General features: G+C 50.1%; 14 protein-coding genes and 1 pseudogene. 7 read left to right on the top strand and 8 right to left on the bottom strand.

The window, feature by feature from the left end:
* The first annotated feature begins 176 nt into the window (after nucleotides 1–176).
* From folE to mglC, 6 genes are all read left to right on the top strand, one after another.
* On the top strand, nucleotides 177–845 hold the full coding sequence (folE, locus tag AL515_RS16000; protein WP_003027410.1) for a GTP cyclohydrolase I FolE: 669 nt from the start codon (nucleotides 177–179) through the stop codon (nucleotides 843–845).
* A 14-nt stretch (nucleotides 846–859) separates the two neighbouring features.
* A complete protein-coding gene (yeiB, locus tag AL515_RS15995) occupies nucleotides 860–2,017 on the top strand; it encodes a DUF418 domain-containing protein YeiB (protein WP_061068164.1) in 1,158 nt (385 codons plus the stop codon).
* A 143-nt stretch (nucleotides 2,018–2,160) separates the two neighbouring features.
* Nucleotides 2,161–3,183, top strand: coding sequence for an HTH-type transcriptional regulator GalS (galS, locus tag AL515_RS15990; RefSeq protein ID WP_061068163.1), 1,023 nt, complete (start codon nucleotides 2,161–2,163; stop codon nucleotides 3,181–3,183).
* A gap of 295 nt (nucleotides 3,184–3,478) precedes the next feature.
* Nucleotides 3,479–4,477 (top strand): galactose/glucose ABC transporter substrate-binding protein MglB, encoded by a 999-nt coding sequence (gene mglB / locus AL515_RS15985; protein WP_003027399.1) that lies wholly within the window; start codon nucleotides 3,479–3,481, stop codon nucleotides 4,475–4,477.
* Between the two features lie 71 nt (nucleotides 4,478–4,548).
* A complete protein-coding gene (gene mglA / locus AL515_RS15980; RefSeq protein ID WP_061068162.1) occupies nucleotides 4,549–6,069 on the top strand; it encodes a galactose/methyl galactoside ABC transporter ATP-binding protein MglA in 1,521 nt (506 codons plus the stop codon).
* Between the two features lie 15 nt (nucleotides 6,070–6,084).
* Nucleotides 6,085–7,095: a galactose/methyl galactoside ABC transporter permease MglC gene (gene mglC, locus AL515_RS15975; protein WP_003027393.1), complete on the top strand. Its 1,011-nt coding sequence runs from the start codon at nucleotides 6,085–6,087 to the stop codon at nucleotides 7,093–7,095.
* A 57-nt stretch (nucleotides 7,096–7,152) separates the two neighbouring features.
* Here the strand turns inward: mglC and preA are convergent, their stop codons facing one another.
* The 7 genes from preA to AL515_RS15940 form a co-directional block, all read right to left on the bottom strand.
* Nucleotides 7,153–8,388, bottom strand: a complete 1,236-nt coding sequence (gene preA / locus AL515_RS15970; RefSeq protein ID WP_061068161.1) for an NAD-dependent dihydropyrimidine dehydrogenase subunit PreA — start codon at nucleotides 8,386–8,388, stop codon at nucleotides 7,153–7,155.
* The gene (locus AL515_RS15965; RefSeq protein ID WP_061068160.1) at nucleotides 8,382–9,623 is read right to left on the bottom strand and encodes an NAD(P)-dependent oxidoreductase; all 1,242 of its coding nucleotides are present in this window, start codon (nucleotides 9,621–9,623) and stop codon (nucleotides 8,382–8,384) included. The genes preA and AL515_RS15965 overlap by 7 nt, the downstream gene beginning before the upstream one ends.
* Nucleotides 9,624–9,856: 233 nt before the next feature.
* Nucleotides 9,857–10,096, bottom strand: a complete 240-nt coding sequence (locus AL515_RS15960) for a DUF2542 family protein (protein WP_048211174.1) — start codon at nucleotides 10,094–10,096, stop codon at nucleotides 9,857–9,859.
* Nucleotides 10,097–10,098: 2 nt separating this feature from the next.
* The gene (gene sanA, locus AL515_RS15955; RefSeq protein ID WP_048211175.1) at nucleotides 10,099–10,818 is read right to left on the bottom strand and encodes an outer membrane permeability protein SanA; all 720 of its coding nucleotides are present in this window, start codon (nucleotides 10,816–10,818) and stop codon (nucleotides 10,099–10,101) included.
* A gap of 163 nt (nucleotides 10,819–10,981) precedes the next feature.
* Nucleotides 10,982–11,866, bottom strand: coding sequence for a cytidine deaminase (gene cdd / locus AL515_RS15950; RefSeq protein ID WP_061068159.1), 885 nt, complete (start codon nucleotides 11,864–11,866; stop codon nucleotides 10,982–10,984).
* Nucleotides 11,867–12,014: 148 nt separating this feature from the next.
* Nucleotides 12,015–12,710 (bottom strand): CidB/LrgB family autolysis modulator, encoded by a 696-nt coding sequence (locus AL515_RS15945; RefSeq protein WP_048211176.1) that lies wholly within the window; start codon nucleotides 12,708–12,710, stop codon nucleotides 12,015–12,017.
* Nucleotides 12,707–13,105 (bottom strand): CidA/LrgA family protein, encoded by a 399-nt coding sequence (locus AL515_RS15940; protein ID WP_005129194.1) that lies wholly within the window; start codon nucleotides 13,103–13,105, stop codon nucleotides 12,707–12,709. Before AL515_RS15940 ends, AL515_RS15945 begins: the two co-directional genes overlap by 4 nt.
* Before the next feature lie 215 nt (nucleotides 13,106–13,320).
* Here AL515_RS15940 and dusC point away from each other — a divergent pair, with 215 nt between their 5' ends.
* Nucleotides 13,321–14,265, top strand: coding sequence for a tRNA dihydrouridine(16) synthase DusC (gene dusC / locus AL515_RS15935; RefSeq protein WP_048211177.1), 945 nt, complete (start codon nucleotides 13,321–13,323; stop codon nucleotides 14,263–14,265).
* 74 nt (nucleotides 14,266–14,339) lie between these two features.
* Here the strand turns inward: dusC and AL515_RS15930 are convergent.
* Nucleotides 14,340–14,617: pseudogene (locus AL515_RS15930) on the bottom strand (SAM-dependent methyltransferase); the annotation flags it as partial.
* Nucleotides 14,618–14,780: the final 163 nt, after the last annotated feature.

Genomic DNA, 14,780 nt, shown 5'->3' with positions numbered 1-14,780 from the left:
ACCCGGTTGAACGACATATGAAATCTGTGTGCTAAAAGGCAGCACCAATTTCAATAATTATCGCGGTGAATACTGGATTATGTGCGCCGCCTCACGCACAATGTTCTGGCTGTGACACAGCCTAAAAACTTTGCCCCACGCAGGGCAGAGGCGCCCCACCTGCAGGAGAAAAAGAAATGTCATCACTCAGTAAAGAAGCGGCACTGGTTCATGAAGCGCTGGTCGCGCGTGGTCTTGAAACACCACTACGCCCGCCCGTGCAAGAGATGGATAATGAAACGCGCAAACGTCTTATCTCCGGTCATATGACCGAGATTATGCAATTGCTCAATCTTGATTTGAGCGATGACAGTCTGATGGAAACTCCGCATCGCATTGCGAAAATGTATGTCGATGAGATTTTCTCCGGCCTCGATTACGCCAATTTCCCGAAAATCACCGTCATTGAAAATAAAATGAAGGTGGACGAGATGGTCACGGTTCGCGATATCACGCTGACCAGCACCTGCGAACATCACTTCGTCACGATTGATGGCAAAGCGACGGTGGCCTATATCCCGAAAGATTCGGTCATCGGTCTGTCGAAGATTAACCGCATTGTGCAGTTCTTCGCTCAGCGCCCGCAGGTCCAGGAACGCCTGACTCAGCAAATTCTCACCGCGCTGCAAACGTTGCTCGGGACGAATAATGTGGCGGTTTCAATTGATGCTGTGCATTACTGCGTGAAAGCGCGTGGTATTCGTGATGCGACCAGCGCTACCACCACTACCTCGCTTGGCGGATTGTTTAAGTCCAGCCAGAATACGCGTCAGGAATTCCTGCGCGCCGTACGTCACCACAACTGATCAGGGCAGGGGCCATGGAGCGTAATGTCACGCTGGATTTTATTCGTGGCGTCGCCATCCTCGGCATCCTGCTTCTCAATATTAGCGCCTTTGGTCTGCCAAAGGCGGCCTATCTGAATCCTGCCTGGTACGGCAACATTACCCCGTCAGATGCCTGGACCTGGGCCGTGCTTGATCTCTTCGCGCAGGTGAAATTCCTCACGTTATTTGCGCTGCTGTTTGGCGCGGGTCTGCAGATGCTGCTACCGCGAGGCAAACGTTGGATCCAGTCACGACTCACTTTGCTGGTTCTGCTGGGGTTTATTCACGGTTTGCTGTTCTGGGATGGCGATATCCTGCTGGCGTATGGCCTGATTGGGCTGATTTGCTGGCGGTTGGTTCGCGATGCCCCTTCCGTCAAAAGTCTGTTTAATACCGGCGTGTTGCTCTATCTGGCGGGCGTTGGTGTGCTGTTGCTGCTGGGATTTATCTCCGGAAGTGAGACCAGTCGGGCCTGGACACCGGATGCTTCTGCGTTGCTGTATGAGAAATACTGGAAGGTGAACGGCGGTATGGAAGCGGTCAGCAATCGCGTAGATATGATGTCCAATAGCTTGCTGGCGTTGGGTGCGCAGTACGGCTGGCAACTGGCGGGGATGATGCTGCTGGGCGCGGCATTGATGCGCAGCGGTTGGCTGAAAGGGCAGTACAGTTTGCAGCACTATCGACGTACCGGCGCGTTATTGGTCATTATTGGGATGGCGATTAACCTGCCTGCTATCGTTGCGCAGTGGCATCTGGACTGGGCCTACCGCTGGTGTGCTTTCCTGTTACAAGCCCCGCGAGAGCTGGGCGCGCCGTTGCAGACCATTGGTTACGCTGCGCTGATGTTCGGTTTCTGGCCGCAGCTTAGCCGTTTAAAATGGGTCATTGCCATAGCCTGCGTTGGGCGCATGGCGCTAACCAACTATTTGTTACAAACCTTAATTTGCACCACGCTGTTTTATCAATTCGGCTTATTTATGAAATTCGACCGGCTGGAGTTGCTGTATTTCGTCATTCCGGTCTGGGCCGTTAACCTGCTTTTCTCCGTCATTTGGTTGCATTTTTACCGGCAAGGCCCGGTAGAATGGCTATGGCGTCAATTAACCCTGCGTGCGTCAGGGACATCATTACCGCGAACATCCAGATAACGATCTGGATCACATTCATTAACAAAATGGATGTAAGCGCTTTCATTCCTGTGACATCACTCACGCAGTCCGTTTCGTTGTGCTGACAAAATACCCAGCCTGGGGTGTCTGCGGGTAACCGCATCTTAAACAGGGTAGTGAATATGGTAACCATCCGTGATGTGGCACGACAGTCTGGCGTTTCTGTCGCGACTGTTTCCCGCGTACTGAACAACAGCGCGCTGGTGAGTCCCGATACGCGTGAAGCGGTAATGAAGGCGGTCACTCAGCTCGGCTATCGACCGAATGCCAACGCGCAAGCGCTGGCGACGCAGGTGAGCGACACGATTGGCGTTGTGGTGATGGATGTTTCAGACGCATTTTTTGGCGCGCTGGTCAAGGCCGTGGATATGGTTGCTCAACAGCATCAGAAGTACGTCCTGATTGGCAACAGCTACCATGAGGCTGAAAAAGAACGTCATGCCATTGAGGTACTGATTCGTCAGCGTTGTAACGCACTGATTGTTCACTCGAAAGCGTTGAGCGATCGCGAGCTGGCCGGGTTCATGGATCAGATCCCTGGCATGGTGCTGATCAACCGCATTGTGCCGGGCTATGCGCATCGTTGCGTCTGTCTGGATAATATTAGCGGGGCTAAAATGGCAACCCGTATGCTGCTGAATAATGGGCATCAACGTATTGGTTACCTGGCATCAAGTCACCGCATTGAGGACGATGCAATGCGTAAAGAAGGGTGGCTAAGTGCCCTGAAAGAACAGGGGGTTACCCCGGCAGACAGTTGGATAGGTACCGGTTCACCGGATATGCAGGGCGGAGAGTCCGCAATGGTGGAACTACTGGGACGTAACCTGCAACTGACGGCAGTCTTCGCTTACAACGACAATATGGCCGCTGGCGCGCTAACGGCCCTAAAAGACAACGGCATCGCCATTCCATTACATCTATCTATCATTGGTTTCGACGATATTCCTATCGCACGTTACACTGACCCGCAGCTGACAACGGTGCGCTATCCCATTGCTTCTATGGCAAAAATGGCCACTGAGCTTGCGCTACAAGGCGCGGCGGGAACGCTGGATCCTGACGCAACACATTGCTTTATGCCGACGCTGGTGCGACGTCATTCTGTGGCTTTGCGGCAGAATGCGGCACCGATCACTAACTGATAATGTCGGGCTATGTAACCGCTTTCAATATGTGAGTAAATTCACAGTATCTTAACAATGCGATAGCTATGATGACACTGTTTGCTGCGCTGTAACTACTATGTAACGGTGAATAATCACTTTCATCGAGGTATAGGCGTCTTAAACAACAATTAAAGCCTGTTTTTGGAGCGTTGCCAGACACGGAAGAAATATTTTTAAAAGTGAGCTTCGGCGTTCAGTAACACTTCAGTAACGTTCTGCCTGCCGAGCATTTATCTCAAGCACTACCCTGCATAATAAAACCGGAGATACCATGAATAAGAAGGTGTTGACCCTGTCTGCTGTAATGGCAAGCATGTTATTCGGCGCGGCTGCGCACGCTGCTGATACCCGCATTGGTGTGACTATCTATAAATATGACGATAACTTTATGTCCGTGGTACGTAAGGCTATTGAAAAAGATGCCAAAGCGGCGCCGGATGTACAGTTGCTGATGAATGACTCGCAAAACGATCAGTCCAAACAGAACGATCAGATTGATGTGTTGTTGGCAAAAGGCGTTAAAGCACTGGCTATCAACCTGGTTGACCCGGCAGCAGCAGGAACGGTCATTGAAAAAGCACGCGGTCAGAACGTACCGATTGTGTTCTTCAACAAAGAGCCTTCCCGTAAAGCGCTGGACAGCTATGACAAAGCCTATTATGTCGGTACCGACTCTAAAGAGTCCGGGATTATTCAGGGTGACTTGATTGCCAAGCACTGGGCCGCTAACCCGAACTGGGATCTGAACAAAGATGGCAAAATTCAGTTTGTTCTGCTGAAAGGCGAACCGGGACACCCGGATGCCGAAGCTCGTACGACCTACGTAATTAAAGAGCTGAACGATAAAGGCATCAAAACTGAACAACTGCAGTTAGATACTGCAATGTGGGATACCGCTCAGGCGAAAGATAAGATGGATGCGTGGATGTCCGGTCCTAACGCAAACAAAATCGAAGTGGTTATCGCCAACAACGATGCGATGGCAATGGGCGCAGTTGAAGCGCTGAAAGCACACAACAAAACCAGCGTCCCGGTATTTGGCGTCGATGCGCTGCCTGAAGCCCTGGCTCTGGTGAAATCTGGCGCTATGGCCGGCACCGTGCTGAACGATGCTAATAACCAGGCGAAAGCCACCTTTGATCTGGCGAAAAACCTGGCTGATGGCAAAGGCGCGGCAGACGGCACCAACTGGAAAATTGAGAACAAAATTGTTCGCGTTCCATATGTAGGTGTCGATAAAGATAATCTGGCAGAGTTCACCAACAAATAAATACTCCGTCTGTGGGCGCAATTTCATTGCGCCCTTAATTGCGCACTCTGCAAGGCCAACAAGGTATAATTATGGTCAGCACTAATACTCAGTCGTCAGGCGAATACTTGTTGGAAATGAGCGGCATCAACAAGTCCTTTCCCGGCGTTAAGGCTCTTGATAATGTCAATTTAAAAGTCCGCCCACATTCTATTCATGCTCTGATGGGCGAGAATGGCGCTGGAAAGTCAACATTATTAAAATGTCTTTTTGGGATCTATCAAAAAGATTCCGGTAGTATTTTATTTCAGGGTAAAGAAATCGATTTTCATTCTGCTAAAGAAGCGCTTGAGAATGGTATTTCAATGGTACATCAGGAATTAAACCTGGTATTACAACGTTCTGTAATGGATAACATGTGGCTGGGGCGCTATCCCACCAAAGGTATGTTTGTCGATCAGGAAAAGATGTATCGCGATACCAAAGCGATTTTCGATGAACTGGATATTGACATCGATCCGCGTGCGCGCGTTGGAACATTATCTGTTTCGCAAATGCAGATGATTGAAATTGCGAAAGCATTTTCGTATGACGCCAAAATCGTCATTATGGATGAACCGACCTCATCGTTAACCGAGAAAGAGGTTAATCATCTGTTTACCATCATCCGTAAGCTGAAAGAGCGTGGGTGCGGGATTGTGTATATTTCTCACAAAATGGAAGAAATATTTCAACTGTGTGATGAAATTACCGTGCTGCGTGATGGTCAATGGATTGCGACCCAGCCGCTGGAAGGGCTGGACATGGATAAGATCATCGCCATGATGGTCGGACGCTCACTGAACCAACGTTTCCCGGATAAAGAGAACAAGCCGGGAGAAGTGATTCTGGAAGTGCGTAACCTGACTTCTCTGCGTCAGCCGTCGATTCGTGATATCTCTTTTGATCTCCATAAAGGGGAAATTCTCGGCATTGCCGGCCTGGTTGGCGCGAAACGCACCGATATTGTTGAAACGTTGTTTGGCATTCGTGAGAAATCATCGGGCACGATTACGCTCCACGGCAAAAAAATCAATAACCACAGCGCGAATGAAGCGATTAACCATGGTTTTGCGCTGGTCACCGAAGAGCGTCGCTCAACCGGTATTTATGCCTATCTGGACATTGGTTTTAACTCGTTAATCTCCAATATCCAGAACTATAAAAATAAAGTCGGCCTGCTGGATAATTCCCGCATGAAGAGCGATACCCAGTGGGTAATTGACTCGATGAGGGTAAAAACGCCAGGGCATCGTACGCAAATAGGTTCGCTTTCTGGTGGTAATCAGCAAAAGGTGGTCATTGGCCGTTGGTTGTTAACGCAGCCTGAAATCCTGATGCTGGATGAACCTACACGCGGTATCGATGTCGGCGCGAAATTTGAGATTTATCAGTTGATTGCTGAACTGGCGAAAAAAGGAAAGGGGATTATTATTATTTCCTCTGAAATGCCGGAGTTGTTAGGTATTACCGATCGTATTCTGGTGATGAGCAATGGCCTCGTTGCCGGAATTGTTGACACTAAAACAACAACGCAAAACGAAATCCTCCGTCTTGCGTCTTTGCACCTTTAAGATTAGGGGCTCCTCATGAGTGCGTTAAATAAGAAAAGTTTTCTTACTTATCTGAAAGAAGGCGGAATTTACGTTGTTCTTTTGGTTTTGCTGGCGATTATTATTTTCCAGGATCCCACTTTCTTAAGTTTACTGAACCTGAGTAATATTCTGACGCAATCCTCGGTGCGTATTATTATCGCATTGGGCGTAGCCGGGCTGATTGTTACCCAGGGGACCGACCTGTCTGCAGGGCGTCAGGTCGGGCTGGCGGCGGTTGTGGCGGCAACCCTGCTGCAGTCGATGGAGAACGCCAACAAGGTGTTCCCGGAAATGGCGACGATGCCAATCATCGTGGTGGTGCTGATTGTCTGCGTGATTGGTGCCATTATCGGTCTGGTGAACGGTATTATCATTGCTTACCTGAACGTGACGCCATTTATTACCACCCTCGGTACGATGATTATCGTTTACGGGATCAACTCCCTGTACTACGATTTCGTCGGCGCATCGCCAATTTCTGGCTTTGACAGCGGGTTCTCAACCTTTGCGCAGGGCTTTATTGCGCTGGGCAGTTTCCGACTCTCCTACATCACCTTCTACGCGCTGATTGCCGTGGCCTTTGTGTGGGTGCTGTGGAACAAGACCCGCTTCGGTAAAAACATTTTCGCCATCGGCGGTAACCCTGAAGCGGCGAAAGTGTCCGGGGTAAACGTCGCGCTGAACCTGCTGATCATCTATGCGTTGTCTGGCGTGTTCTATGCTTTTGGTGGTTTGCTCGAAGCTGGGCGTATTGGCTCGGCGACCAACAACCTCGGCTTTATGTATGAGCTGGATGCGATTGCCGCGTGCGTGGTTGGCGGCGTGTCGTTTAGCGGCGGGGTAGGAACCGTGTTTGGTGTGGTGACCGGTGTGATTATCTTCACCGTCATCAACTACGGTCTGACCTACATCGGCGTAAACCCTTACTGGCAGTATATTATCAAGGGCGGCATCATCATCTTCGCGGTCGCGCTGGATTCACTGAAATACGCGCGTAAGAAGTAATCGTACAATGTAAAAAGCCCGGTGCAGCGCAATCTGCACCGGGCTTTTTTATCTGCGTTACAACGTTAACGCATGTTCTTTCTCTCCGGGTTTAAATTTCACCTCGCCCAGATCAATACAGGCTACCGGGCAAACGTGACCGCACAATAAGCATCCCACACATTTTTCCGTATTGCAGTGTGGTGTACGGGTTTCCTCATTCCATTCCATCGCCTGATGCCCACCGTCGTAACAGGAGATGTAGCAGCGCCCACAGCCAACGCATTTATCCAGATGGATGTTCGGATAAACGATGTAGCTACGGTCAAGCTCCTCGGCGGGGATGATATTACTATTAGCAAGCCCCACCATCTCCTCCAGTGAATCAAACCCTTGATCGGCGAGGTAATGTGACAGCCCGCTGATCATGTCCTCCACAATCCGATAGCCATACTGCATGATCCCGGTGGTCACCTGCAGCGTGGCCGCGCCTAACAGTAAAAACTCGGCGGCATCTTCCCAGGTCTCAATTCCCCCGATGCCGCTAATCGGGAAATCGCGCAGTTCGGGATGCGTGCGCAACTGTTGGATAAATCGCAGGGCGATAGGCTTGACGGCCTTGCCGGAGTAGCCGGAAATACTGGATTTACCGTTGACGACCGGCATCCCGATTTTCCTGTTCAGGTCGATATTAGTGATGGATTTAACCGTATTGATGGTCGCGATACCGTCCGCACCTCCGCGTTTTGCCGCCAGCGCCACTTCACACATATCACCAATATTCGGCGTCATTTTAGCCAGCATTGGCAGAGACGAGCCGCGTTTCACTGCCCGACAATATTTTTCAACCAGCTCAGGGCTTTGTCCTACATCGCTGCCCATAGCATGCGAGGTCATTTGCGGGCACGAGAAGTTACACTCGATCATGTCGGCACCTGCCTCTTCAACCAGGCGGGCCAGTTCCTGCCACTGTTCTTCGTTTTCACCCATGATCGACGCAATCAGGACCTTATCCGGGTAGTCTTGTTTCAGTCGCCGAATAGCAGCCAGATTCTCCTCCAGCGGATGCTCGGCAATTTGCTCCATGTTTTTGAAGCCAATAAAGCCGGTATCTTCTTTGGTCAGATGGTCAAAGCGCGGGGAGACTTCATTGGCAATAAAGAACCCGATCGTTTTAAAAACAATGCCGCCCCAGCCGCTATCATAGGCTTTGGCGCACATCTCATAGCAGTTGCCTACCGGAGAAGAAGAGAGGCAGAACGGGTTGGGAAATTTGACGCCGCAAAAGGTAATAGAAAGATCTTTCGTTAACATGAGCAAGCTCCCTCTAAATAGTGATGAATGGCCTGAGCGGCTTCTTTTCCGGTTTTCACGGCGTATACAACGGTTTTATCGCCTTTAACAATATCGCCCGCGGCAAACATAACCGGATCGGCGGTTTGGTAATTGTGCGTATCGATAAGATTGCGCTGTGGCTTTAACGCGGCAAAATCATCAAGCTGCGCATGTTGACCGACGGCAAGAATAATATGTTCGGCTTCAAGCGAGAGTTCTCCTGGCAGGCGTACGTGCTTAAAGGTTACGCGATTTCCACTAACCGCCACAGGCGTGAAACCGTCAATAATTGATACCCCTAATGCCTGGGTGCTGTTGAACTCTTTGTCGCTGGCAGGGAATTCGGCTAGTTCTTCACGCGCGACACAGGTGACGGACGGGCAGCCCAGCAGTTTCAGTGTACTGGCGACATCCATCGCCACATCGCCGCCGCCGATGATCAATGCACTTTTTGCGACGGTAATATCGCCGCTGGCTTGTCGGGCGCGCTGCAGGAAATCGACGGCAATTTCAACGTGATTCGCTCTCTCAAACAGAGGTAACGTTGAACCATAAGACATCCCTACGGTAACCAGTACAGCGCGATATTCAGCTTTGAGTTGCTCAATGGAAAGGGCATGGCCAACTTCACAATTGCACGTGATGGTCACGCCCATTTCAATGATTCGGGCAATTTCAAGATCCAAAACCGATTGCGGCAAACGAAACTCAGGGATGCCATAGCGCAACCAGCCACCTGGCTGAGCCTGTTTTTCGAAGAGGGTGACGTCATAACCAAGATTGCTCAGCGTTACGCTGGCCTGTAATCCTGCCGGGCCCGCACCGATGACGGCGACCTTGCCCAGCGTTTTTGTTGCCGGCTGATATATTTTCATCGCGGTCTGCTGTTCAAAATCGGTTATAAAGCGCTGCAGACGCGCGATATCAATAGGTTTATCAATTCCTGAACGCGTACATCCGCGCTGGCATAATTTTTCGGTTGGGCATACGCGGGCGCACACCGCACCGAGCGCATTATTTTCGCGGATAGTTTCGGCTGCGCCTTTAAAATTACGGAAATAAATGGAGCGAATAAATTTCCCCGGGTCGGTTTGCGCCGGGCAATCCTGGCTACAAGGGGCATCGTGACATAATAAACAGCGGGAAGCCTCTTTTATGGCTAATAAAGGGGTAAAAGCAGGCGTGAGCTCATCCAGATAATTTTGTTGTGGCATATTTTCTTCCTTAATGCTTGAGTAAATTAAGGCAAACCGTTAATAACAAAATATAAAAAGTGAAAGGCTATTCTTAAGGCTAAGCACTGCAGGAAGAGTATTCTGTGAAAGGATTCACAAATAGAAGATAGTTTGAGGGAAATGCTGGCGGGCAGCATTAATCCCTTATATTGAAATGGTAACCATTATCATAATATTAGCTATTCTCAAGTGCTAATATAACGGTAATCTCTTTAGCGATAAAAGACTAAATAAATAACCATACCGAAAGATAAACATCCGCATCCGGCATAAACTAATACATAAGACCAGAACTGTAATGGGGCTTCATTCCGGTAGGCATAAACCGGCTCACGCGCATTCTTCTTAATTTTATCTACCGCGCCAGTACGCCAGCCTTTCCAGGCTTCACGGAAACAAAAGAGGGGAATGAGCAGAAAGGCCAATACGACGAAGAGAGTTTGTACATCCATGCTTATTTTCCTTGTTTCTTTTGTAATTCGAGTAATTGTTCTGCAGTGACTGCCGGATATCCCTGAGCATCGTCAGGTACCTGATGCATGGTCGGGATGGGCACCAGCGGACCTAAAAAACGTGGCTCGCGTTTAAAAAGGTAGAGATCGGCCAGCGCACCAAAGCGAGCACCGAATTCGCGCACCCGCACGGTAAGCATATCTTTTGGCGAAGGTACCGCATAACACTGGGCCTGAATCCCCATATGTAGCGCAATAAACAACGCTCGCTCACAGTGGAATCGCTGGGTAATGATGATGAAATCGTTGGTATCGAATACTTTGCGGGTGCGTACAATCGAATCAAGCGTACGGAAGCCTGCGTAATCAAGCACGATGTCAGCGGGATCGACGCCCGCGGCAATCAAGTCTTTACGCATCGTCATCGGTTCGTTATAGCTTTGCTGCGCGTTGTCGCCGCTAAGTAGCAGATAGTTTACTTTGCCGCTGTTATACGCATTTAATGCGCCCTGAATTCGGTAGCGATAATACTGATTGATGACGCCGGTACGGTAGTATTTTGCCGTGCCGAGGACAACGCCAACCTGACGGTAGGGGAGATCCTGTAATTCGTCATAGATGTAGGGGGCCGTCTTCCAGCTCATCCATCTGTCGAGTCCAAGCACAGTCAACAGCAGCAAGCCTACCAGGACTAACAGGCTGTAAAACACGCGCTTTAACATGCAGAAAACTCGTTATTTGGATGGAATTTCAATCAGGCTACTGTACCCAACGGCGGAGCGCAAGAAACAGCAGTCTGATTGAGGGGATTTTAGGCATTCTGCGTATTGCCGGATGGCGGTGTAAACACCTTATCCAGCCTACGAACTGGCGTTATTGAAACCATTAACCGAGTAGTACGCGCTCGATATTGTCGCAGCCCAGCGCATTCAGCGTGGCAGATGTCGCGTCCCACTGGATAAGCGCCGCATCCGCTTTTTCTGCCAGCACCGCACGTTGAATGTCCGGATAGTCGTAACCGTTCAGACTCAGCAGGTTTAATGCACCCTGCAACGGTGGCAGCGTTGGGTTGAAGGCGGCGTTTTCAGCATAACTGCCGCTGAAAATTTGACCATCCTTACACTCCAGCGCCACGCCGCTCGGGGATTTGCTGTACGGCATGTGGCATCTGTTGGCGGCGGCAATCGCCGCCTGGGTCAGCGCATCGCCTTGCAGCGCGAAGCCGTGATCTTGGTCATCCATCAACAGCGTTTTGATGTCGAGATCTTTTGGGCCAAAAGCGTCCGGCAGATAGTCGCGTAGTGCGTGTGGTTCACGCCCAGGCAGGTGAATACGTAAATCCAGTCCGCTGTTCAGCTCATTCATAAACTGACGGCAGTGCCCGCAAGGGGTGTAGTTGACGGTAATCGCAGCGAGTCCTTTTTCACCACGTAACCAGGCATGGCTGATGGCGCTCTGCTCGGCGTGAACGGTTTGCTGCATTGTGGCACCAAGAAACTCCATATTCCCACCGAAATACCAGGTTCCGCTGATACCTCGTGAGATTGCGCCAACGTTGAAGTTGGACAGCGGAGTACGCGCGCAGGCCGCAGCTAAAGGCAGCAGAGCGAATGCCAGCGCGTCTTCGTCCAGTCCCGATTCGCGTTTCAGCAATGAAACCTGCTCAGCCGTCAGCATGGCGGGGAAATGTACATCCGCCAGAATAGGGGCCAGGACTGATTGCAAGTTATCCGCGAGTTGGGCAAAAGCAGTTTGAAAACGTGGATGCATGGCGTTGCCTCATAACAATGTAATGGAACCGTAGTTTACGGGCCTGATAGGGCTTTATATGTGATCCAAATCTCATTGTTTATGCAACTAATGAAACTTAAATGAAAAATGTGCAACGCATCGCAAATAAACAGCTTAAAAATGCAGATTAGCCAACCACTGCCAGGATAACCGGGAACAGGAATGGGGCAACCAATGAGGTAATAATCCCGCAAATCACCAGCGCCAGTGAGCTAAACGCGCCTTCCTGGTAGTCCAGTTCCGCACAACGAGCTGTGCCCAGGGCGTGCGAAGCGGTGCCCATGGCCAGCCCACGAGCGGCCTTGGTGCGAATACGCATCGCATTAAGCAGGGTATGGCCAAATACGGCGCCGAGGATACCGACAAAAATAACGCATACGGCGCTGATAGCTGGAATGCCGCCAATACTGCCACCCACAGCCATAGCGATAGGCGTGGTTACCGATTTAGGCATAATAGACGCGGCAATTTGCGGTGATGCGCCCATCAACAAAGCGATTGTTGTACCTGTTACCATCGCCACAACGCTCCCGGCAAAACAGATTGCGATAATGGATTTCCAGCGGGCACGGATTTGGTGCAGCTGCTCATATAACGGATAGGCTAGCGCGACGACAGCAGGTTGCAGTAAATCGTTCAGCACCTCGCTGCCTTTGAAGTAGTGATCGTAGGGGATACCGGTCAGCATCAGAAAGGGAATAATCACCACCATGGCGACCAGCAACGGGTTCAATAGCGGCATTTTAAATCGCGCTGCCAGCTTACGTGCAGCAAAAAATACCGCCAGGGTGAGGGGTAACGACCACCAGATATACGACATCATTGTTTAGACCCTTTTTGGCCAACGATTTTGCGTTCGCCGTGAACAATGTGCGAGCTCCAGCTCACTACCAGGAATACGACCAGTGTACTGATGGTGCAGGACACCACGACCGGACCAAATTGTGCGCGTAGCAAGTCAAAGTACTGCATGATCCCCACGCCAATCGGGACAAACAGCAGGGCCATGTAACGAATCAGTACGTAGCACCCTGGGTTTACCCATTTTGCTGGTAAGATCTGTAATGCCAGTAATACAAACAGAATCAGCATGCCGATAATGCTGCCTGGAATCGTTATAGGCAGCAGTGATGCAAGAAAAATACCTGCGTAGAGGCAGGCATAAATGAGGACGAATGCGCGTAAATATTGCCAGATAATGTTCAGTGACTTGCTCATAATTGAAACCCTTGACGAGACTGATTCATCATACAATTAAACTTTAAAACGTGCTACCGATCACATCATGAATTCTAAGCATAGTGGAAATAGATATCAGGAACATCAGGCAATACCCCCAATCAGCATAACCAAATCTGTGCCCGGCGCTGAGACGCTTTAATCTCCTGCATAGAGACGTTACCATAGCGCCTCTCTTTTTTGCGGGTAACAATATGCGTGTTTTACTGGCGCCGATGGAAGGCGTGCTCGACTCACTGGTGCGCGAGCTGCTGACTGAAGTAAATGATTATGATCTCTGTATCACCGAATTTGTTCGCGTGGTAGATCAACTACTGCCGGTAAAAGTCTTTCACCGCATTTGCCCTGAACTTCTTAACGCCAGCCGCACGACATCCGGTACGCCGGTGCGTATACAACTGCTGGGGCAGTATCCGCAGTGGCTGGCAGAAAATGCAGCCCGCGCGGTTGAGCTGGGTTCGTATGGCGTCGATCTAAATTGTGGATGCCCGTCGAAACTGGTGAATGGCAGCGGCGGCGGCGCAACGTTACTGAAGGACCCTGAGCTGATTTACCGTGGCGCTAAGGCCATGCGTGATGCGGTTCCGGCCCATTTACCGGTGACGGTAAAAGTGCGTCTGGGCTGGGACAGCAGTGACAGGCAATTCGAAATTGCTGATGCCGTCCAGCAGGCCGGTGCCAGCGAGTTGGTGGTACACGGTCGAACCAAAGAACAGGGCTATAAGGCCGAGTACATTAACTGGCAGGCCATTGGCGAGATTCGCCAGCGTCTCAATATCCCGGTTATCGCGAATGGTGAGATCTGGGACTGGCAAAGCGCACAGGACTGTATGGCCATCAGCGGATGCGATGCCGTCATGATCGGGCGCGGTGCGCTTAATATCCCGAATTTGAGTCGCGTGGTGAAATATAATGAACCGCGTATGCCATGGCCTGAAGTCGTGACGTTACTGCAAAAATATACCCGACTGGAAAAACAAGGTGATACCGGGCTGTATCATGTGGCGCGTATCAAACAGTGGCTGGGCTATCTTCGTAAAGAATATGTTGAAGCGACAGAACTGTTTCAGGAAATTCGGGCTTTGAATAATTCACCGGATATTGCACGCGCGATTCAGGCCATCACAAGTGTTGCCTGATTTATTGCCGGATGGCGGCAATTTGTTCAACCGATGGACCCCATTCATCCAAACCTGGTTTTATCTTTAATCCCCCCCTGGCTGAGCGGCGCGGTATAAATAGGATGTTCAGCGGAAAAAACCAGCATTCCGCACGGTATTAATGATTGGTAAATGGTTTGCAATAATCGTTCTATATCGTGCAAATAATGCAGTGCCAGTGAGCTAAATCAAGAATATTTTTTCCCTGTAGGGGAGGGAATATGGCTTGTATTGTTGGCCACTCTGGTGCGCCGTCGAGTCCCTTTACTGAACGAACCAGCGTGGCATATCCGGCAAAGAATGTCGGGTCATCATAGATATTTTGTGACATTACGCCTCCATTTATAATTTATTGGAATTATTTTGACAGAACCATTTGCCATGTATATGTTTCTTTATTATGTGATTTTATTTCAAAAGATGTATTGCCACGCGTAACTAAAAAAGAGAATGCGGTAAGTCGTACTCTCTGTGCATCTTTTCTTACCTGTATA

It is taken from the genome of Citrobacter sp. FDAARGOS_156 (assembly GCF_001559235.2).
GTDB classification, from domain to species: domain Bacteria; phylum Pseudomonadota; class Gammaproteobacteria; order Enterobacterales; family Enterobacteriaceae; genus Citrobacter; species Citrobacter youngae.
Note: the sequence above shows the minus strand (reverse complement) of the source record. Positions and strands in the feature narration are given on the sequence as shown.